Raw genomic sequence first — 17,111 nt, 5'->3', positions numbered from 1 at the left:
GTCGCTAACGCTCCTCGCGTGAGCAAGTTATAGACTTAGACATGCTAAGTGAGGGCGGCGATTGCGCCGCCGATTCGGCCGTGCTGCACTGGACACCAGTGGCACGACCGGGAGCGCCTTGGTCGGCGCGAACAGGAAGGTGGTGGGTGCGGTGACCGACGAGCAGTCCCCTACCCCGCCGGAGCCACGTGCCGTGCGCATGCTCACCAAGTCCCGCAACCGCAACGCCGCCCGTGCCAACCGCCGCAAGCGCACCGCCAACAACCCGGAAGGCCCTCGCACCAAGAAGGTCGAGATCAAGCTGTCCGCCGCAGAGCACGCCGAGGTTCTCGAGCTCGCGGCCATCGCCGACGTGCGGCCGCCGCGCCTGTTTCGCGAGGCACTCTTCGCCGCAGAGATTCCTGTCAGCCCTGATGAGTTCCGCGAACTGGTGCACGAACTGTTCCGGGTGCAGAGCGCGCTGCGCGCTCTCGGCAATAACCTCAACCAGATCGCAAAGGCAGTGAACTCGACCGGCGAACTCGGTGAGCTCGCCGGAGAGTTCGGGCACCTACTCGCCGGGATCCGCGCCTACTCCGACCGCGCGGGCGCGGCTATCGAGACAGTGACGCGCTGGTGATTCCCAAAGTGACACGCGGCGCGGATATGGGCGGACTCATGGGATATTTGGTCGGCCCCGGCGAGGAGAACGAGCACACCAACCCCCACATTGTCGCGGGGCACGCCTCGGTGCTCGATCTCGGATTCGACGGCGAGCTCACCCGTGCCCAGGCACGCGCGATCGGACGCGAGATCGACGCCCCGCGCCGCGCATTCGGCACCATGGTCCTGGTTCCGAACTACCTGCGCGACGCCGAGGGCCGGACCATCATCGACGCCGACGGCCGACCGGTCGTGAACCCCTTCAGCCCAAGCGTGACGGCAACGTGTGGCACTGTTCGCTGAGCCTGCACGCCGACGAAGGCGAACTGCCCGACGAGAAGTGGGCCGCCATCGCGCGGGAGTTCATGGATCTGATGGAGTTCTCCGGCAACCTGTCCGGACGCGCCGATGCCCGCTGGGTCGCGATCCGTCACGGCCTGTCCGCACGCGGCAACGACCACCTCCACATCGCCGCGAGCGCCGTCCGCGAAGACGGCACCCGCGTCAACACCTACCGCGACTTCGCGCGCGCCCAAGACGCCTGCAAGGAACTCGAGCAGCGGCACGGCCTGCGCGTGGTACTCGGCCGCCACGACGGCCGCACCACGCGCGGCTACCACCGCGCGCAGATCTACGCCGCCGCCCGCGCCGCGGGCATTCCGCGAGGAGGCCAAACAAGCCATGCGCACCGCCACCATCGAACCCGACCGTGACACCGTCGAACGCATCGTGCGCGCCTCGCTCGCCGCCTCCCGCACCGAAGCCGAGTTCGTGCGCACCCTACGCAGCCAAGGACTGCTGTTCCGGCGCTCGCGTGACCCGCGCACCGACGAGGTCCGCGGATGGTGCGTCGGGCTCCCGCCGCACGGCGGACGCGGCGGCAGCGGTCGGCGCCGCCCGCCGATCCTGCCCAGCGGCGGATCCATCGCATCGGATCTCACCCTGCCGCGGCTGCGCAACCAGTGGGGCGACAGCCCCGAAGACCAGGCCGCCGCCGAAGCAGCGTGGCGGGAAGCGGAAGACGCTCTGGCGCGCTTCCTCCAGGGCGATGAGTCCGCGGTTCCCGCGCGGCCGCAGACGCTGCCTGCGGCCGTGCAGCGTGTGGCGCCGCCGTCGCAGCGCGATATCAACGCCGCCATCGCCGAGGCCGAGCGGTGGGCTAACACCTTCAACGCGATTCCCGCGCACGACACCGCCGCGTTCGCCGCGGCCGCGCGCCAGGCGGCCGGAGTGCTGTCGGCTTGGTCGCTGGCATACGAGGCCAAGCCCGGCATGATGGCCCGCGCCGCGCGCACGCTCAGCGCCTACGCGCAGGTGCCCGCGCACCAGGACGCGCCGTTGCCGCAGTGGCAGCGCCGCAACACCGCGAGCGGATGGGCGGTGATCCTGCTCGCCTCCCGTCAACACGCGAATCCGAGTCTGGCGAATCTGGCGGTGCTGCACCAGATCGGCCGCACCGTCGACGCCATCTCGCGCGCTGCGATGGTCGCGGGCGAGGTGGCTCGCGCCCGCCAGCTCGCCGCCCTCGCCGCCGGCGAGTTGACGCAGATTCAGCGTGCCTTCGCCGCCGTCGGCGCAGACAGCGTGGGCGCGGCCGCGCCCGGGCGACGCGACGCGGCCCAGGTCGCGCGGACTGTATTCGGCGAGCCCGCCGACGCACCCGATTTCGATATGCCCGACGGCGATATCCCGCAGCGCGGCCACGGCAGCCGAGACGATCGCGACCGGCCGCGCGCCGGTGTCGATCCGGCCCGCTTCGGGTGGCGGCGCCGCAGCACCGGACCCGTCACTCCGGACACCGAGCCGGGCCCTGATCCCTACCAGCACGACGACGACACCACGACGCAGGACACGACACGCGGCACCGAGCCGACCCGAAACCCTGACCATGAGACCGGACCGTATCGCCAGCCGCCGCAGACACCCGACCGCGACCGCGACGACCGGGAACGCTAGGAACAGCCGCGCACCGAATACCGGCGCGCGGCGCATCCCCGGTCAGACGCCGAGGTCGAAGCTCAGCTGCCCGGAGCCCGCCGCCGCGCGGCGTGGCGGGGTCGGCGCGTTGTCCTCGCCGGTGAACAAGGCGCGCACCTGTGGGGAGTCGACATAGGTTTGACCCATCCGTATGGCGACCTCGCTCGCCGACATGCCCGACGCGTACAGGCGGGCCTTGACCGTCGCGCGCAGCATCCACGGCGTGAGGGCCTCGATACCGGCATCCTGACCGATCTCACCGACGATGTACTCCAAGCTTTGATCGGCTTGGATCCGCCCGTAGCGGGTGAGCGTGACGAACAGCGGGCCGGACTTCGCTCGCCGCGGCCCGAGCAACCCAGCGCGGGCGGTGCGCCAGCCCAGCAACACCCACGTGGTCGCCTGCGTCAACTCCGCCCACCGCCGTTGCCCATCCGGGCGGGTCAACAACACCCGGCCGCCGCGCGCGGACACCTGCGCGTCGTCGATGTCGAGGCGGCGTACCTCCGAGGGGCGCGGCCCGACATCGAGCCACAACACCATCAGCGCGTAATCGCGCGCCGACCGCGCTGCCGCCGCATCGAACACCCGCGCCTGCTCATCCTCGGACAACGTCGGCGGCCGCGCCCGCTCCACGGTCACCGGATCCACTTGCACCGGCCCCAAGTCGAGCCAGTCGTACAACGCGCGGATCGCGGCCAAGGTGACCTTGCGGGTGGCCGGCGTGGTCGTCGACAGGTAGTCGAGCACCGCATCATCACGCGCTGCGGAATCGGTGAGCGCCTCCGGATGCGCGTCCGTGCGCACCAACCACTTCAAGAACACCCGCGCCCGCTTGTGATAGGTCGTCTGCGTCGAGGCCGCGAACCCCTCCCCCGCCAGATACAGGCGGAAACCGTCACGCATGACGCCCTCGAGCGCGGTAGGCCCACCGTCACGGAGCCGCGCCAGATCGGCACCCGACAGCCGCACCGCCTCCACAGATCCCCACCTCCAAAGCCGCTCGTAACCACCAACAATCCCAGAGGGGACCGACAAACTCGAGCCCTCGAGTTACCCCTGGCATCGACCGCGAAAGCCGGGGGTAACTCGAGATACTGGCGAGGTCACAAGGCGGATGTCGAGCACGGCCCGAAATCCGCGCCGACCTTGTCTCGCCCTCTGGACGTAAGCAGTGCTTACGCTGGCGATCAACATTCCGTGCGAAGCGACGAACCCCAGCGGCCGGAAGGGAACTTGATGGGAATTGGCGGCCGCCAAGGAGGTTCGCCGCCTGCTCGCCGAAGCCAATTCCGGCATCCTGCGCGTGCTCGAGATACTCGAGGACGCCCGTGGCAGCGCCATCCTGCTGACCGACCCGAACCAATCCGAATAGCCCTGGTGTCGCGATCCGGTGGCCGGGTGCGCCGGGCCTAAGCTCGCCGATGTGCTCAGTGGATTGGACCTCGCCGCGGTCGAGCCGACCGGGCATCGGCCCGACGCCGGTGCCCTGGTCGCGATGCTCACCGACACCGCCGGGCGTCTCGAAGCTATGCCCGCCGACCGCCCGGCCGTCGTGCAGCTCGCGCACTGCTTCCGCGGATTCGCCGCGATCGGATTCACGTGCACGGTGCTCGATCGCGAGTTCGTGCCGTGCCCGCTGGAATGCGGTCCGGTCGCCGAAGTATGCGCGACCGTCTCCCTCCGGATCATCGACGTCATCGGACCCGAACTCCACGCCCGCTACAAGTTTGACCGCCAGCAGATCGCGACCCAACTCGCCGATCCACAGCTGATGTTTTCCGGCCCGAACCTGTCCGGCTGCGTTCACCATATCCTGCTACTGACCACCCGGATGCAGCCGATCTTGACCGGACTCGCCACCGACGAGAGCGCGCTACCGGACCTGCGCCGCGCCGCCCACGCGGCCGCGGAATCGGTCGGCTTCATCCTGATGCAATTCCACTAGCCGGCCTGCTCGCCGTCGCCGGGATCGGCGACCGCGGCCGCCAGGCGCTCGAAGACCGCCGTCAGATCATCGAGCACACTTTCCAGTTCGGCGAGCGCGCGCAGCCCGGCCGCATCGCGGGCCTGCTGCGGCAAAGTGGCGTAATCGCCGTTCCCACACCACTTCCCCAGAGCCCTTCCGACCGCACTGGCTTCCGACACCGCACCGTCGAGCTGGGCGGCGATCTCGCGGCGCTCGGTCTGCGCGCTGTTGGCGTTCATGGCTGCTCTCCTGTAGTCGGATCGTCGGTAGTATCGGGCGGCAGTACATCGAGGGATAGCGCGGCAGCGCGTTCGCTGGACCGCTCGGCTCGCTCCCGTGCCGGCCAGAACCGTTCGGGGCGATACGCCCCGCCAGCCTTGGTGGGGCAATGCGACCCGATGCGGTAGGGCAGCTCGCCCGCGGCATACAGTTCGTCGACCGCCTCCGGCGACAACGCCCGGTCGCCGACCGCGCGGAAGCACCACTCGCGCGGGTTGTCCGGGTTGGGCTCCCACCCGTCCGGGTCGATCTCGTACACCCGCCGCACGCTGCCGTCCACCGCGATCACCGCATGCCGCGCGGACGCTCGCACATTCACCCCGACCCGCCACACGCCCCGGTCCGCGTCGTACTGCCCGGCTCCACCGACCTCGCCCACCCACTCTCGCGGGTCACCCTCGCGCGTCTCATAGCGGCGGGCCCGGCGCGAGATCACCACGACGTAGTGACTCCCGGCCAGATCCGCCCACCGATCGCGCGCGCCCTGGCCGGTCAACCCGGCCGCGTTCGCGAGATCCTCCATCGTGGCGCCGTGCGCGAAAGCATCGGCCGCCAAACGGTTTTCCAGATCGGTCACCGCGGGCCGCAGCACACTGCGCAGCTCCGCCAGCGCCGCGAGGTGGGCGTAGCGCTGGTCCTCACCCGGGGAATTCTGGGTGTGCAGCACGATCAGATCGAGAGTCTGCCGAATGCGCTCAACCGAGGAGGCGGGCAACAAGGCGAAGATTCCCTCCCGCAGCGTGAATCGCTCCGGCATCGGCCCCGACCAATCCCGCGGCGACTGGGTCATGAGCGGCGGACGCGCGGACTCTGCCAGATCGGCAGCGGTCTGGCGCGTTCGCCCCGCGCGCGTCAGCTGGGCCATGGGCTCGCTGAGCGGGCCGCCGGAATCCGGATCCATAGGGGACAGATTAAGCTGCGTCCCTCGCCCTCGGGAAGAGGGACAGATGAATCTGTCGATGGTGTTGGCGTAGACCGGATTGACATAGCCCCGTCCCCGGGTGGGACGGCGGTTCCGGTGGCTAGTTCACCCACTGCACCATCACCATCGCGTCGTAGGCGAAATGCGCCATGACCGCTTACCACAACGAGCGGGTGTAGAGCGCGAGCGCGGAGTACACCGCCCCGCCCAGACCCGCAGACACCACGTTCACCCAACCGAATTGGATGTGCGTGAGCGCGAATACCGGCACCAACACCGCCGTCACGGCGGCAATCAGCCCGGCGCGACGCGGCCAGCGGCGCTGCACCGCCAGCGGAATCGACCGGAACACCAGCTCTTCGGGCAATGCCGCGCCGAACAACGGCGCCAGCACTGCCGCCGACAGCAGTCCCGCGTTGGTGCTCGTCTCGAATCGGTGCTCGGACGCCAGCACCTGAGCAGGGTTCAACGGCGGAAGCCATCGTGTCAGCGGATCCGCCAGCACCGTTTGCGCCCCGTAGTACACGGCCGCGACGACCGCCGGCACGACCAGGCACCACAGCACCACCGCCAGCCGCGGTGTCGGGCTGGTGAAGCGAGGCCGCACGAAGCCCAACCGGCCCAGGCTCGCGCGGAGCTCATCGGGCAATCGGGTCGCTCGCGCGGCAGGCGTACCCGTGCTCAGCATCATCGCGAGCAACACCCAGATCAGCGCGATAGCCACTGTCGCCCAAGCCATCTCCAGCGACAGCAACAAGGCCGCACCGCATCCCATGAGCACCGCCCCCGCCGTCACCCCGGTCAACACCACGCGCCGAAAACGTGGGCACCATTTCGCGTCGAACTCGCTCGATGTCGACCGCCGCATCTCGCTCATCACCGTGGACTCTACGGGCCATCAGGCCCCGCCTTCGTGACGTGGCAACGGCCACTCACCCAGCGCGGTGGTGCTCAGTCGTCTTCGTCGTCGTCCTCGAGCCCGCTGATGCACATCAGATGCAAGTCGCCCAGTCGTTTGATCACGACCTCGAGCGGCTCGCGAGCCTCGTAGCGTTGGCCATCGGCTGTCCTGCCGACGAGCCCCAGCAGCGGTGAGGCCATGAATCCCAGCGTGTCTTCGACTTCCTTCAGCGTCGGGACCGGCGCAGTCACGGCCTTCGAGATCGCCTTCTGGAAGGTGCCCAGCTCGGCCTCCGCACCGAAGCGGCGCGCGTTCTCTACCGCTCCCATAACGGCAACGAAGACCTCCAGGCGGCGATGGTAAAGGTCAGCCACTGGTGCGGGGGTATCAGCTGAAACGGTGATGATGTCCTCCTCCGTCGCTGCGAGCTGGAATGGGAATACGTCATGGGCTGAAACGCATGAATCGGGCGAGCACGCGAACGTTAGCCTGCGATCCGGTGATGTTGCTGGTACAAGCCGCGCAGCGTGTCGGAAGAAAGCCCGATCGTCGAGGACAGGCACCGCATTCCCCTGCGTTCTTTACCGTTTGGCCAGTTCAGACCGGTGCAGCAGCACCATCGATTGGTAGTCTCACGGCGTGGATAGGGACCAGTCCCAGCCGGAGGCGTTGCGTGCCGCCCTCGCGGCTGGCAAGGACAGCGGGCAACCCACCCCGTTCGATTTCCGGTGCCGCATCGAAGAATTGACCGTGCAGGCAGCCGACGCTGATCTGATGGGCGACTTCCTGGATGCGCGGCTGGTCCGCAGTAGCGAGCCGGCCGATCTGTCCGAGCTTCCTGTCCCGGGCGGCGAGGACGAGCCTCAGTAAGGCACCCGGTCCGTGAGGATCTCGCCACGTCGACTGCCGCACGCCCAGCACCAGAAAACGGACGGACCCGGCGCGAGGACGGTCGACAATCGAACGGTGGGCCAGCGAAAACGACCTCGTAAGTGCCCCGTCTGCCGGACCACGCTCCCCGCGACGCCCATCCGCGGCGCCGCTACTGCTCTGCGGCCTGCGTCGCCCGCGCCTACCGCGCCCGCAAACGATTCGGCGCGATCTACCAACAGGTACTCGACGCCGGGCAACGTCTCGTCGCCGGTGACGACCCCGCGATCGGCATCATCTGCCCCGGCTGCGGCTGGTGGATCTACCCCGGCGGCCGCAACCTGCGCGCCGACGCCCGTCACTGCTCCCCCACTTGCCGCCAACGCGACTACCGCCGCCGACGCCGCGGCGAGAAAGTTCATGACCATGACGCGCAGCCGTGACATCAGATGCATATGACCCGCGTGAGCGGTGATACGGAACAATCCGCATGTGGTCGATGATGCAGATGACGACGCGTTCCAGACAACGCGGCTGGCCGACGCCGCTCTCCTGGATCAAGACCTGTCGTTGCTCACCTCTGCCGAGGCCACCGCGATCAGCGCCTATGCCTACAACCACTTCGAGCAGATCAACGCGGTCTTGTGGGGTGAAGAGGACAAGAAGACACCGCTGGTTGTCAGCCATATCGAGTTGATCCGCTCCGGTCTGGCGAAATTTCCCCTGCACGAACCGGTGCGGGTCACCCGCGAAGCCCTCGCCGAACGGTTCGGGCTGCGCGGCGAGCGCGACGAGGAAGACCAGGCGCAAGACCTGGTCGAGAAACAGTTCCTCCACCGCGGATTCATGTCGACCTCCGGACTGGAATACCCACCGCCGTCGATGCGTCGCCGTCCGGGCGTGATCCTCGATTTGATCGTGCCGGCGGGCACCCCGGCATTGCGGCTCGGCAACCTCGCGCCGATCAAGTCCGAGCGGGAAGTGCTGCTCATCGACGCGCGCCGGTACGTCGCAAGTAGTGTCGAATGGGACCAGGCGCGTAGCATGTGGCGTATTCAGGGATTCGTGAGGGAGGCGTGACATGGGAGCTTTGACGCAGGAAATGATGCGCGTCGAGCGCGTAGAAACCACGCCTGAACAGCGCGAACAAATCCGCCGAGAAGCCGAGAAGCTCGGCATCAAGTTCCGTCGCCGTACCCCGGCAGCGAAGACCAACAAGTAGCATCAGCAGGCCCGCGCGCGCCACCTGCTGACCCTCACCAGGTGGCCGTCTCCAGTTCGTCGAAGATCAGGATTACCGCATCGGCGAATAGCCGGAATTGCCGCATGTGCGCGTAGCGATCGTTCGGGGTCAGCGTGCGCAGAGTCCACGGATTCGAGGCGGCGGCATCCCAGCACAGCCGGTAACGCCGATACCAACCCCGCTCGCACCGACCATAGGCCCGGGCCCACTCCGCCGGGATGATCTGCCCGTTGCTCGTGGCACGGAGGTCGGCCATTGCCGCCGAAGTCAGAAGAATCTCGAGAACGACGCCCGGGAGCGGGCCGAACCTCAACGGTGATGTCCGCCAACCGGATTCGCCGGACAACGTGAGCAGGTTCGTGAGGTCGTCTGTGATCTGTTCACTGATCGTGCTGCTCACAGCCGCAGCGTAACCCCCGCCCCTGCAGCCAGTGGCCGAAAAAGTTCGTGATCATGACGCGCAGCCGTGACACTGTCACGCCTGCCGTCATCACCCCCGTCGAGCGTGTCGGACCCCTCACTCACACTGGCCGAAACCTGATCCGACCCGGCCCGCTTCTGTGCCGGAACCCGAAGGGGAAAACAGATGTCGGCTCGCGCCTGGGTGGAACGCGCGATCGTCCCCGAGTCCTTGGCACCCGGAACCAAACGCAAGGTCGCGTTGTACGTCTACCTACCCGATGACGAGTACCGGGCCCAGCGGTGGCTACGACGCGTCCTCGGCTCGCGCGTCAAACTCACCCGAGTACAGCACCGCGGCGTGCAGGTCTGGCAACTCAGTCCCACCCACCTGATTCCGCTGGCCGGGGCCCTCGCCGACTCCTACGGCGTGGTCAAGATCCGCCTCGAGATCCTCGTGGAAGTGGACCGGTGCGACACCAAATGCCGCGACGCGAAGGCCAGTTCGGTCTGGGAATGCCTCTGTTCGTGCGCCGGTGAACATCACGGCGGATACGGCATCCGCAGCGACTGGTACCAGACCGGCCGCAGCACCCTCAAGAAATACGAAAAGACCCAGATCGACCAACTCATCGTCTCCGCCGGGCTGATCCCAGTGCGCCAGCATGTACCCCGCCCCGCCCCGACTCCCAAACCCGCGCCGCCGCAACCGTTCCGGCCGCGACCCCGGCCAGCCCTGCCCCCGCAGCATCTCCCCGCGACACCGCCGACCCCCACACCGCGGCCGGTGGCCGACGTTCGACCACCCGCACCGACTCCGCCGCAGCGGCGAGTGATGCCCGACGTTGCCTATTCCAGCGGTCCGCGGTACGTGGCCGGCGACAGCTGGACGAGCAACCGGTACACGCCGTCCCAGCCGCCCGCACCGGCGCGGAACCGCCGCGCGAGCGGCGGCATGGGTATTGCCCTCGCCGTCGCCGCGACTGGGATCGTGGCCGTCGTGGTCGGCATCTCCGTCATGCCCCACCATCCGGCCGCCGATCCCCCACGAACAACCCAGGCCGGTATCCCGGAACCTGCCCCCGAGCCCCCACCGGAGCCGTCCACCGACGTACCGACGACGCGCCAATTCCCGCCCGGCTGCTACCCCCTGCAACAGGGTTGCTGACGCGATCCGGCAATCAGTTGCCACGGTAAAGCGTGACGCTTTACCGTGGTGGCATGGCGAAACTGAACATCAGTCTTCCCGACGCGACAGCGCAAGCCCTGCGCGAGAGCTCGGACGGCAACGTCTCCGCCGAGATCAACCGGGCCGTGCTCCAGCGGCTCGCGGATAAAGAACTGCGGCGCATCGCCGCACACGAGCAGCAGAACCCGCCGCAGTTCAGCGACGCCGACTTGATGCGCATCGGTATGGGCTTGCCCTGTGAGTAGGGAGCTGCGCCAGGGCGACATCTACACCATCGCCGCTGGTGACGGCTATCTGACAGTGGTGATCGTCGACGGCCAAGCGCTGCTGCGCCACCGGGACGTGGCGGTGGCGGTGCCAGTGGTCGACGCCCGCGAGATGCCGCAAGACCTGCGGATCTTCTCCGTGGGATGGGACGAAGGCCGCGTGCTCGCCGTCCACCGTTTCATCCCCTGCGTGCGGTTGGTGCTCGAGGCCGGAACCTACGACGGAACGGTGTCCACCGAGATGCTCGACTTCATAAAAATGGTGCTCTCCGTGCGGTTCGACCTCTGACGGCGGGACTTCTGACATTCCCGCAACGCGCCTCACCACCGCACGGCTGGTCGAATTGGCCTGCATCGCCGTGCATTCCGCATTCGGCGGGCTTCCTCCCAGTCTGCTCACGCCCACCGGTTCCACCGCGCCGGAGTTCTCATTGACGCTGAATCCCGGCTATCGCGGTGTAGCAGGGGCGGCACACCGGCAGGGGCACTTCTGTGTGGCCGTCCTCGGCTTCGACGCGGATCAGCAGACCAGGTTCTGCCGCGGACAGGCAGGTCGATTGCTCTGCGCCGCTCGGGTGGTAGAACGCGCAAATGCATCGGCACCCACCGGGGCGGTGCTGCTGCCAGGAGAACAGCGCCCAGGGCCTGACAGTCAGAATCGGCGGCGGTTCGACCATGGGAAGTATTGGACCACTGCCGGTGCCGTGGAGTCTGTCGGTGGGCGGTGCCATCATGACCTGGTCATGCGCTGGCAAGCGATGAGCAGGGGTTGCGATGACGTCAGTGAAAAAGCCTCCGGCAGATTTCGGGCCGATACAAGCCCAGCGCGAAATCGGCATGGCCGGTTGGCAATTCGAGGCCGCGCTACGACGCGGGTTGATCCCCCGCGCCGATAGGGGCGGTCGGTGGTCGGCTGAGGTGGTCGCCGCCGCCACCGCGCGCTGCGCGGAGATCATCGCAGCGCTACCGGAAGGGCGACCGGTCGGTGCGCACAAGGCCGCCGAACGTATCGGCGAACGCCTGGACGGCGTCAAGGTCTGGGCCGCCGAGGTAGACATCCTCGCCGAGCGTGGCTTCCTGGTCGCGATCGACGAATACAAGGGCAATCCCTGCTACGACCTGCACGACCTGGACAGCGTCGCCGACGAGCACGCCGAGCTGATCACACAACTGGTCGCCGAACGCCAAACCTGGCTGCAAACCAGCATCAGCGACAACGACGCCCGCGACCGACTGCGTTGGAGCCGTGAGGAATTCGCGCGGGTGCTGCGTGAGCGCGGGATCACGGCCGGACGGTTCAAACGGTTCGCCCTCGCCGACATCGAGGCCCTCGCCGAGGATGCGGAACTCGATGTCGAGGTGCGGGGCAGGCGGCTGCTGGGTCCGGATCAGGCCGCGGAGTACTTGCAGATCCGCCGCCGCGATTTCGACTATCTGACCAGCGCCGGATTCGTCTCGCCCGCCAAGCACGTCGATTCCCAAGTGGGTCGCAACCGGTATGTCACCGTCGCGCTCTACACCGCCGCGTCCCTGGACGACGTACTCGATATCCCTGGTATCGACTGGGAAGCGCTGCGCAGCGTGCGGCCGGGTGATCCGTCGCCGCTGCGCGAGTTCACCGCGCTGCCGATCGCGCGGGCCACGTTGGTGCGCGGCCTGGCGGCCGACCTGTCGCACACGCACGCCACGGCGGTGACCGCGCGCTACGACTACCGCGCCGACGCGTGGCAGCTGCACTGGGTCACCGGCGGCGCGCAGCCGCTGCGTGAGGACACCGTGCGCGCCGAGATCCGCGCCCGCGCCGAATTGAAACCCTACCAGCGCGAGATCACCTTGCACCCAACCGATTCCGACCAGGAGAACACCGACTGATGGACCACTCGCACCCCGGTTTCGACGTTCCCGACGACGCCGACCCATTCGGCGACCGCGGCGTGGACGGCAAGCTGCTGGGCAGCTTCGTCGGCGCCGCCTTCGACGGCTGCACCTCATGCCAGGACGCCATCCTCACCCTGCTCGTCCAGAACGCACCCACCACCGCGCGACTGGTCGAACTGGCCTGCATCGCCGTGCACTCCACACTCGGCGGGCTCCCTCCCGCCCTGCTCACGCCCACCGGCTCCGGACCGACCACCCCGGAGTTCGCGCAACTGGCCCGCGCCGGGCTCGACGGCGACAACACCGCGATGTTCGCGCTCTGCGAGACCATGAGCCCTGAACAGCGCCGGGCAGCCGCCAATACCGCCGCCGATCTCCTCATCGGTCAGCTCTGACACCAGACCGGGAAGCCGACAAGGCCGCCGCGGGGCGCACGGGCCTTGTCCGACACGCTCCGGCCGCCGGTGTGTCGGGCACTGGCCCGCTGTAAAGCCCAGTGCCGGAGGATATTTGGCCCTACCCTCGAGACCGTGCCGAGTCCTGATTTCATGATCGGTCCGGGTGGCCGAGCCCCCGCCGAGATCGACGACGCGAACGTGTTGACCGGAACCATCGGCGATGAGCCGGTGTTGATGCTGCTGACCCGATTCCGAGCCGCTCAGATCGCCGCCGATGGCGTGCTCGTCTCCGGTGACGCGCTGGAATCCGCCGTCCGAGACCGCGGTGCCCGCCCGATGACCGATCTCGACTTCGACGGCGACCCGGTGCCAGGGTGGCGCGTGGTGATCGACGCGCGCCGCACTCGCGTGCAGATCATCACCCCTGATCAGGAGTCTCTACGACGGAGGCCTTGCGTGCGAGCCCGCCTGGTATCAGCAGGTGGCAGAGCGCCAGCGCAACGGCCGCGGGCTCGTACTGATCACCGGTGCGGCCGCCCCCACCGAGGCGGCCGCGCTGGACATGATCAGCGCCGGACTGGCCAGCTGGCTGCGGACACCGGTCGAGATCGCGATCTGACTCGTGCCGGTGCCCCGCGCAATGGAAGCCTGTCAGCTCAAGAAGCTCTCCAACCAATCCCAGAGATCGCCCGCCGCCTGGTCCACCTCAGCCCCGACGATCTTGCCCACGGCCGCGCCGATCATGCTGCCCAGCAACGGCTTCCAATGATCGGCCCAACCACGTGCCCGATCGTTGCCCCGAGCATCGTTGTCGCAGTTGTCATTTCGTTCCGGCTGCTGCCGGTCGTTCGGTTCTATCATGCACCGAAACGTAGAAATCGAGTTCTCCAACAGGAATTCTCGCGAATACATAACTACTCGTCTCGGTGCGCAGTGCGGATCGCGAGCCGCTCTCACCGCTTCCGATCGCCGCGCGGATACCTATCGACGGCGGAGGTCGGTCCCGTTCGGCGGCGCGAGTGCGCGGGCCGGGCACCACTGCGTCATCTCGAGACGTCCGTGATCGTTTCCCGTCGACACCGTGAACGACACGAGCCCCAACCAGCTGCCATCGTTGACGCGAGCCCAAGCCCACAACCGTCCCGGCACCAGGCCAGACAGACTCAGCCCGCCGGCCTTCACCCGCATCGGGAGTTCGTCACGGCGAAAGACGTGACCGTCGGTGGGTATGGCGACTCCGAGATCGACCAGAACAGCTACCGGAGGATCGACAGCACGCCGCAGCGACGGCGTGAACTGCTCGGGCCACTTCTCGAACATATGAGCGATACTAGACGTGTCATCCGAGCGGGCCCCGGCGCAGCTATCGAGTGAGCGCGCGCCAAGATCGGATTCGATTACGCTCTTGCTATAGGGACAAGAAGGGGGAACCGCGTGAGAATACGAGTTGGTTCCGCTGTTCTCGCCGCGCTGGTGTTGAGCGCGTCCGGTTGCTCCGGTGGCGAGGGCGCGACCAGCGATTTCGCATCACCTTCGTCCTCCCCGGGAAACCAGCACGACAATCCCGCCGAGATCCCAGTTCCGGAGAGCGACCGCAAGACCGCGGAGTCGGCCGTCCTCACCATTAACGATCTGCCCATGGGGTCCACGACCAGGGGTCTGCGAAATCGGATGTGGCCGCGTCCTCCCCGTCATGGAAGAACACCCCAGACTTCCTGGCCTGTATGCAGATGGATCAAGCGGCGCTCACCATCGTCGGACCGTGGGCCGAGTCGCCGAACTTCACCGTCCCCGGCAAGGGCATCGTCGGATCTCGCGTCACCCTCGCTTCGAGCGTGGATGCGGTGATCAATGGAACGCGGATCTACCACGACAGCCGGTATGCCAGCTGCGGTTTGAGTTCGCTGCGCAGTCAGCAGGTCCCCGAAGGACTCAGTTTCGAATCGGTCGAGGCCCTGTCGTTTCCGAAGCTGGGTGACGACACCGCCGCCTACCGAACAATCGTGTCGGCCAACATCAACGGGAAAGCGACGACCGGGATCCAAGACGCCGTCCTGATCCGAGTCGGTCGCGCGCAGGTGGCAATGGAGTTCGATGGCGACAACGCGACACCGTTCCCGATCGACGAAGCACACAGGCTCGCGCAGATCGTGGTCGCTCGCCTCCCCGATAGTCCGGGTGCCAGTCATCCAAGGTGATTATGCGTTCGGTCCGTTGGGCACCAGGTCGCGTACCGGCATCGGGAACGGATAGCGGCCCGGCGCATCGGTGACGGACTCGATCACGGCGCGGCCCTCATCGTCGAACTCGAGCACCCGGAACACCGAGACACCGGCCGGTCCGATCCGGACCTTGTCACCCACCTTCACCATGCCGCCCACCCTAAACGACCGTCCAGAACCGGTGAGCGCGCCGCCCGTGGATGGCCCGTAGCCGATTCTGGGGTAGGTCTACCCCTCCCCGGCTCTTTCGGGGCCGTAGGAGAGGCACACAGACGGGTTGGTGAATAACGCCCGTTATCCACCAACTCCCGTAGAATCGGGCGCGGCGACGTCGGCCGACGCTGCGCCCGCCCGAAAACTCGATTCCCCGTTATCCACCAACCTCGCCGAAGGAGGAAGCCCGAGTGGTTGTTTCGGCCCTACGCGACACCCGCGACGTCCTCACCGACGCCCTCGGAACCGACCACCCCCTCGTCGCCCCCATCGACGACTTCCTCACCGACCTGCGCAACGCCGGCCGCTCCCGCAACACCATCAAGGCCTACCGCGGCGACCTCATCATGTTCGCCCGCCACCACCACGACGAGCTCGCGGCCCTGACCGTCGCACCGGTTCGCGCCTACCTCTCGGAGAACATCGACAACTCCGCCGCCACCCGCTCCCGCCGCCGCTCGGCGGTGAAAGCCTTCTGCGCATGGGCGGTCCGCCAAGAACTCCTCGAGGCGAACCCGGTCGACAAGACCGAAGCCGTCACCGTGCCCAAGGGGCTGCCCCGGCCCGCCCCCTACGAGCAGGTGCACAAGCTGCTCAACACGATCTGTGCGCGGCGGCCCCGCAAGGACGTGCCGATCGACGTCCTGCGCGACCGGGTGCTGTTCGAACTCGCCTACGTGTGCGGGGCGCGCGCGGCCGAAGTGTGCGGCGCCTACGTCGAAGACCTCGATTTGCGCGTCGACAACGAGCACATCACCCTGCACGGCAAAGGCGACAAGACCCGCGTCGTGCTGCTCGACGACCGCGGATTCGTCGCCCTGCTGCGCCTCTACCTCCAGCGCACCGGCTACACGAATGGCCCCCTGTTCCGGCCGACGATCAACGGCGGACCCGGCCCGATCTCCTACAACGCCGTACTCAACCGGTGGATCAAATACCGCACCGCCGCCGGCGTCGACCTCGAAATCCATCAGCTGCGCCACGCGCACGCCATGGAACTCATGGACTCCGGGGTGTCGCTCGAGGTCATCCGCCGTCGTCTCGGACACGCCAAAACCGAGACAACCCAGATCTATGCCCAAGCCCGAGATGAACTGGTAGACAACGAAATTCGCGCCGCACGCAGACGACGCGATGCCGCCCGACGATAGCCGGTGACTCGATGTGTCACGGCCGAATTCCACCGTCCGGCTGCTGCACCTCCTCCGCGGTGATGCGGAAGGTCAGCGTGCCCATCGGAATGTGCCCGGCGCCGACATCGGTCAAGGCCACGACTTCCTCGCCATCGAATGTGGCGGTGAACCGGACCCGTGCGACCTCTCGGGCCACCTCGCCTGCGTCGTTGAGGATCCGTGCCACGAATTCGGCGAGGTGAACGAGCCTCAACTTCTCCAGCGTCGACGGCAGTACCGTCTGAATCGGCGGCATCAAACCCGCGGGCAGCACGAAAACCGGTGGGGCATCGGGCACCTGCTGCGGCCAGGCCAGATTCATGATCTGGTGCACCGTCAGCGCGAAGTCACGGTGACGGCCCGCCTCCTCGACGCTGCTCATTCTGACGGCCACGCAGTTCTCCCCCACATGCCGCGCCAGAGCTCGCAGTGGACTGCCCGGGATCCGCCCGGCGGTGAGTGCGTCGGCGACGATATCGGCCGTCAGCGATTCGACGAGCGCCTTGTCCTCCCCCGACAGGCCGCTGTCCTCGATCTGATTGTCCGCCAACGTGTTTCCCTCCCTATCAGA

Annotated in this window: 29 protein-coding genes; 18 read left to right on the top strand and 11 right to left on the bottom strand. The window is 67.5% G+C overall.

Going from position 1 to position 17,111, the window contains the following annotated elements:
* The first annotated feature begins 151 nt into the window (after positions 1–151).
* Genes ACYQ5L_RS40410 through ACYQ5L_RS40395 form a run of 4 tightly spaced genes read left to right on the top strand, consistent with a single transcriptional unit; the run spans position 152 to position 2,598 of the window.
* Entirely contained in the window at positions 152–619 is a 468-nt protein-coding gene (locus ACYQ5L_RS40410; protein WP_459964017.1) for a plasmid mobilization protein, read from the top strand.
* Positions 616–945 (top strand): hypothetical protein, encoded by a 330-nt coding sequence (locus ACYQ5L_RS40405; protein WP_459964016.1) that lies wholly within the window; start codon positions 616–618, stop codon positions 943–945. Before ACYQ5L_RS40410 ends, ACYQ5L_RS40405 begins: the two co-directional genes overlap by 4 nt.
* Positions 927–1,355, top strand: coding sequence for a relaxase/mobilization nuclease domain-containing protein (locus ACYQ5L_RS40400; RefSeq protein ID WP_459964015.1), 429 nt, complete (start codon positions 927–929; stop codon positions 1,353–1,355). The genes ACYQ5L_RS40405 and ACYQ5L_RS40400 overlap by 19 nt, the downstream gene beginning before the upstream one ends.
* Positions 1,324–2,598, top strand: coding sequence for a hypothetical protein (locus tag ACYQ5L_RS40395; RefSeq protein ID WP_459964014.1), 1,275 nt, complete (start codon positions 1,324–1,326; stop codon positions 2,596–2,598). Before ACYQ5L_RS40400 ends, ACYQ5L_RS40395 begins: the two co-directional genes overlap by 32 nt.
* Before the next feature lie 42 nt (positions 2,599–2,640).
* Here ACYQ5L_RS40395 and ACYQ5L_RS40390 read toward each other — a convergent pair whose 3' ends face one another.
* Complete coding sequence (locus tag ACYQ5L_RS40390) at positions 2,641–3,600, bottom strand: site-specific integrase (RefSeq protein WP_459964013.1); 960 nt, start codon at positions 3,598–3,600, stop codon at positions 2,641–2,643.
* 265 nt (positions 3,601–3,865) lie between these two features.
* Between ACYQ5L_RS40390 and ACYQ5L_RS40385 the strand changes: the two genes are divergently transcribed.
* Both ACYQ5L_RS40385 and ACYQ5L_RS40380 read left to right on the top strand, forming a co-directional pair.
* Positions 3,866–3,994, top strand: a complete 129-nt coding sequence (locus ACYQ5L_RS40385; protein ID WP_459964012.1) for a hypothetical protein — start codon at positions 3,866–3,868, stop codon at positions 3,992–3,994.
* 51 nt (positions 3,995–4,045) lie between these two features.
* The gene (locus ACYQ5L_RS40380; protein ID WP_459964011.1) at positions 4,046–4,567 is read left to right on the top strand and encodes a hypothetical protein; all 522 of its coding nucleotides are present in this window, start codon (positions 4,046–4,048) and stop codon (positions 4,565–4,567) included.
* On the opposite strand, the gene ACYQ5L_RS40375 is transcribed toward ACYQ5L_RS40380, so the two are convergent.
* The 4 genes from ACYQ5L_RS40375 to ACYQ5L_RS40360 all read right to left on the bottom strand — a co-directional run bounded on the left by ACYQ5L_RS40375 (position 4,564) and on the right by ACYQ5L_RS40360 (position 7,064).
* Positions 4,564–4,827, bottom strand: coding sequence for a hypothetical protein (locus tag ACYQ5L_RS40375; protein WP_459964010.1), 264 nt, complete (start codon positions 4,825–4,827; stop codon positions 4,564–4,566). The two genes, ACYQ5L_RS40380 and ACYQ5L_RS40375, sit on opposite strands and share 4 nt — an antisense overlap.
* Positions 4,824–5,768 (bottom strand): hypothetical protein, encoded by a 945-nt coding sequence (locus ACYQ5L_RS40370; RefSeq protein WP_459964008.1) that lies wholly within the window; start codon positions 5,766–5,768, stop codon positions 4,824–4,826. Before ACYQ5L_RS40370 ends, ACYQ5L_RS40375 begins: the two co-directional genes overlap by 4 nt.
* Positions 5,769–5,946: 178 nt before the next feature.
* Positions 5,947–6,666 (bottom strand): CPBP family intramembrane glutamic endopeptidase, encoded by a 720-nt coding sequence (locus tag ACYQ5L_RS40365; protein ID WP_459964007.1) that lies wholly within the window; start codon positions 6,664–6,666, stop codon positions 5,947–5,949.
* Positions 6,667–6,740: 74 nt separating this feature from the next.
* Positions 6,741–7,064 carry a hypothetical protein gene (locus ACYQ5L_RS40360; protein ID WP_459964005.1) on the bottom strand — a complete coding sequence of 108 codons (324 nt, stop codon included), beginning with the start codon at positions 7,062–7,064 and terminating at the stop codon, positions 6,741–6,743.
* A 265-nt stretch (positions 7,065–7,329) separates the two neighbouring features.
* Here ACYQ5L_RS40360 and ACYQ5L_RS40355 point away from each other — a divergent pair, with 265 nt between their 5' ends.
* The 4 genes from ACYQ5L_RS40355 to ACYQ5L_RS40340 all read left to right on the top strand — a co-directional run bounded on the left by ACYQ5L_RS40355 (position 7,330) and on the right by ACYQ5L_RS40340 (position 8,782).
* Positions 7,330–7,560, top strand: coding sequence for a type II toxin-antitoxin system ParD family antitoxin (locus tag ACYQ5L_RS40355; protein WP_459964003.1), 231 nt, complete (start codon positions 7,330–7,332; stop codon positions 7,558–7,560).
* Between the two features lie 122 nt (positions 7,561–7,682).
* Entirely contained in the window at positions 7,683–8,003 is a 321-nt protein-coding gene (locus tag ACYQ5L_RS40350; protein WP_459964002.1) for a hypothetical protein, read from the top strand.
* A 49-nt stretch (positions 8,004–8,052) separates the two neighbouring features.
* Positions 8,053–8,640 (top strand): ADP-ribosyltransferase, encoded by a 588-nt coding sequence (locus tag ACYQ5L_RS40345; protein ID WP_459964001.1) that lies wholly within the window; start codon positions 8,053–8,055, stop codon positions 8,638–8,640.
* A gap of 1 nt (position 8,641) precedes the next feature.
* Complete coding sequence (locus ACYQ5L_RS40340; protein ID WP_459964000.1) at positions 8,642–8,782, top strand: hypothetical protein; 141 nt, start codon at positions 8,642–8,644, stop codon at positions 8,780–8,782.
* A 34-nt stretch (positions 8,783–8,816) separates the two neighbouring features.
* Here ACYQ5L_RS40340 and ACYQ5L_RS40335 read toward each other — a convergent pair whose 3' ends face one another.
* The gene (locus ACYQ5L_RS40335) at positions 8,817–9,203 is read right to left on the bottom strand and encodes a hypothetical protein (RefSeq protein ID WP_459963998.1); all 387 of its coding nucleotides are present in this window, start codon (positions 9,201–9,203) and stop codon (positions 8,817–8,819) included.
* 186 nt (positions 9,204–9,389) lie between these two features.
* Between ACYQ5L_RS40335 and ACYQ5L_RS40330 the strand changes: the two genes are divergently transcribed.
* From ACYQ5L_RS40330 to ACYQ5L_RS40320, 3 genes are read left to right on the top strand one after another with little or no spacing between them, the layout of a single operon-like run.
* Entirely contained in the window at positions 9,390–10,370 is a 981-nt protein-coding gene (locus ACYQ5L_RS40330; protein ID WP_459963996.1) for a hypothetical protein, read from the top strand.
* A gap of 53 nt (positions 10,371–10,423) precedes the next feature.
* Entirely contained in the window at positions 10,424–10,636 is a 213-nt protein-coding gene (locus tag ACYQ5L_RS40325; protein ID WP_459963995.1) for a hypothetical protein, read from the top strand.
* A complete protein-coding gene (locus tag ACYQ5L_RS40320; RefSeq protein WP_459963994.1) occupies positions 10,629–10,946 on the top strand; it encodes a hypothetical protein in 318 nt (105 codons plus the stop codon). The genes ACYQ5L_RS40325 and ACYQ5L_RS40320 overlap by 8 nt, the downstream gene beginning before the upstream one ends.
* A gap of 139 nt (positions 10,947–11,085) precedes the next feature.
* Here ACYQ5L_RS40320 and ACYQ5L_RS40315 read toward each other — a convergent pair whose 3' ends face one another.
* Complete coding sequence (locus ACYQ5L_RS40315) at positions 11,086–11,334, bottom strand: DUF6372 family protein (protein WP_459963993.1); 249 nt, start codon at positions 11,332–11,334, stop codon at positions 11,086–11,088.
* Between the two features lie 97 nt (positions 11,335–11,431).
* Between ACYQ5L_RS40315 and ACYQ5L_RS40310 the strand changes: the two genes are divergently transcribed.
* The 3 genes from ACYQ5L_RS40310 (at position 11,432) to ACYQ5L_RS40300 (ending at position 13,552) form a co-directional block, all read left to right on the top strand.
* A complete protein-coding gene (locus ACYQ5L_RS40310; RefSeq protein ID WP_459963992.1) occupies positions 11,432–12,529 on the top strand; it encodes a hypothetical protein in 1,098 nt (365 codons plus the stop codon).
* Complete coding sequence (locus ACYQ5L_RS40305; RefSeq protein ID WP_459963990.1) at positions 12,529–12,930, top strand: hypothetical protein; 402 nt, start codon at positions 12,529–12,531, stop codon at positions 12,928–12,930. Before ACYQ5L_RS40310 ends, ACYQ5L_RS40305 begins: the two co-directional genes overlap by 1 nt.
* Positions 12,931–13,414: 484 nt before the next feature.
* On the top strand, positions 13,415–13,552 hold the full coding sequence (locus ACYQ5L_RS40300; RefSeq protein ID WP_459963988.1) for a hypothetical protein: 138 nt from the start codon (positions 13,415–13,417) through the stop codon (positions 13,550–13,552).
* Positions 13,553–13,584: 32 nt separating this feature from the next.
* Here the strand turns inward: ACYQ5L_RS40300 and ACYQ5L_RS40295 are convergent, their stop codons facing one another.
* Entirely contained in the window at positions 13,585–13,794 is a 210-nt protein-coding gene (locus ACYQ5L_RS40295; protein ID WP_459963987.1) for a hypothetical protein, read from the bottom strand.
* Positions 13,795–13,914: 120 nt separating this feature from the next.
* Positions 13,915–14,253 (bottom strand): hypothetical protein, encoded by a 339-nt coding sequence (locus ACYQ5L_RS40290; RefSeq protein WP_459963986.1) that lies wholly within the window; start codon positions 14,251–14,253, stop codon positions 13,915–13,917.
* Between the two features lie 353 nt (positions 14,254–14,606).
* On the opposite strand from ACYQ5L_RS40290, the gene ACYQ5L_RS40285 reads away from it, so the two are divergent.
* Positions 14,607–15,131, top strand: coding sequence for a hypothetical protein (locus tag ACYQ5L_RS40285; protein ID WP_459963985.1), 525 nt, complete (start codon positions 14,607–14,609; stop codon positions 15,129–15,131).
* On the opposite strand, the gene ACYQ5L_RS40280 is transcribed toward ACYQ5L_RS40285, so the two are convergent.
* Positions 15,132–15,305 (bottom strand): hypothetical protein, encoded by a 174-nt coding sequence (locus tag ACYQ5L_RS40280; RefSeq protein WP_459963984.1) that lies wholly within the window; start codon positions 15,303–15,305, stop codon positions 15,132–15,134.
* 254 nt (positions 15,306–15,559) lie between these two features.
* Between ACYQ5L_RS40280 and ACYQ5L_RS40275 the strand changes: the two genes are divergently transcribed.
* Positions 15,560–16,519: a tyrosine-type recombinase/integrase gene (locus tag ACYQ5L_RS40275; protein ID WP_459963983.1), complete on the top strand. Its 960-nt coding sequence runs from the start codon at positions 15,560–15,562 to the stop codon at positions 16,517–16,519.
* Between the two features lie 16 nt (positions 16,520–16,535).
* Here the strand turns inward: ACYQ5L_RS40275 and ACYQ5L_RS40270 are convergent, their stop codons facing one another.
* Positions 16,536–17,090, bottom strand: coding sequence for a hypothetical protein (locus ACYQ5L_RS40270; protein ID WP_459963982.1), 555 nt, complete (start codon positions 17,088–17,090; stop codon positions 16,536–16,538).
* Positions 17,091–17,111 lie beyond the last annotated feature (21 nt).

Source organism: Nocardia sp. IFM 10818 (genome assembly GCF_054655275.1).
Note: the sequence above shows the minus strand (reverse complement) of the source record. Positions and strands in the feature narration are given on the sequence as shown.

Bases quoted from the DNA above. Each gene is read 5' to 3' on its own strand.
- ACYQ5L_RS40280 (WP_459963984.1), bottom strand. From the start codon at position 15,305: ATGGTGAAGGTGGGTGACAAGGTCCGGATCGGACCGGCCGGTGTCTCG.
- ACYQ5L_RS40325 (WP_459963995.1), top strand. From the start codon at position 10,424: ATGGCGAAACTGAACATCAGTCTTCCCGACGCGACAGCGCAAGCCCTG.
- ACYQ5L_RS40365 (WP_459964007.1), bottom strand. From the start codon at position 6,666: ATGAGCGAGATGCGGCGGTCGACATCGAGCGAGTTCGACGCGAAATGG.
- ACYQ5L_RS40375 (WP_459964010.1), bottom strand. From the start codon at position 4,827: ATGAACGCCAACAGCGCGCAGACCGAGCGCCGCGAGATCGCCGCCCAG.
- ACYQ5L_RS40370 (WP_459964008.1), bottom strand. From the start codon at position 5,768: ATGGATCCGGATTCCGGCGGCCCGCTCAGCGAGCCCATGGCCCAGCTG.
- ACYQ5L_RS40330 (WP_459963996.1), top strand. From the start codon at position 9,390: ATGTCGGCTCGCGCCTGGGTGGAACGCGCGATCGTCCCCGAGTCCTTG.
- ACYQ5L_RS40295 (WP_459963987.1), bottom strand. From the start codon at position 13,794: ATGATAGAACCGAACGACCGGCAGCAGCCGGAACGAAATGACAACTGC.
- ACYQ5L_RS40395 (WP_459964014.1), top strand. From the start codon at position 1,324: ATGCGCACCGCCACCATCGAACCCGACCGTGACACCGTCGAACGCATC.
- ACYQ5L_RS40290 (WP_459963986.1), bottom strand. From the start codon at position 14,253: ATGTTCGAGAAGTGGCCCGAGCAGTTCACGCCGTCGCTGCGGCGTGCT.
- ACYQ5L_RS40305 (WP_459963990.1), top strand. From the start codon at position 12,529: ATGGACCACTCGCACCCCGGTTTCGACGTTCCCGACGACGCCGACCCA.
- ACYQ5L_RS40310 (WP_459963992.1), top strand. From the start codon at position 11,432: ATGACGTCAGTGAAAAAGCCTCCGGCAGATTTCGGGCCGATACAAGCC.
- ACYQ5L_RS40340 (WP_459964000.1), top strand. From the start codon at position 8,642: ATGGGAGCTTTGACGCAGGAAATGATGCGCGTCGAGCGCGTAGAAACC.
- ACYQ5L_RS40315 (WP_459963993.1), bottom strand. From the start codon at position 11,334: ATGGTCGAACCGCCGCCGATTCTGACTGTCAGGCCCTGGGCGCTGTTC.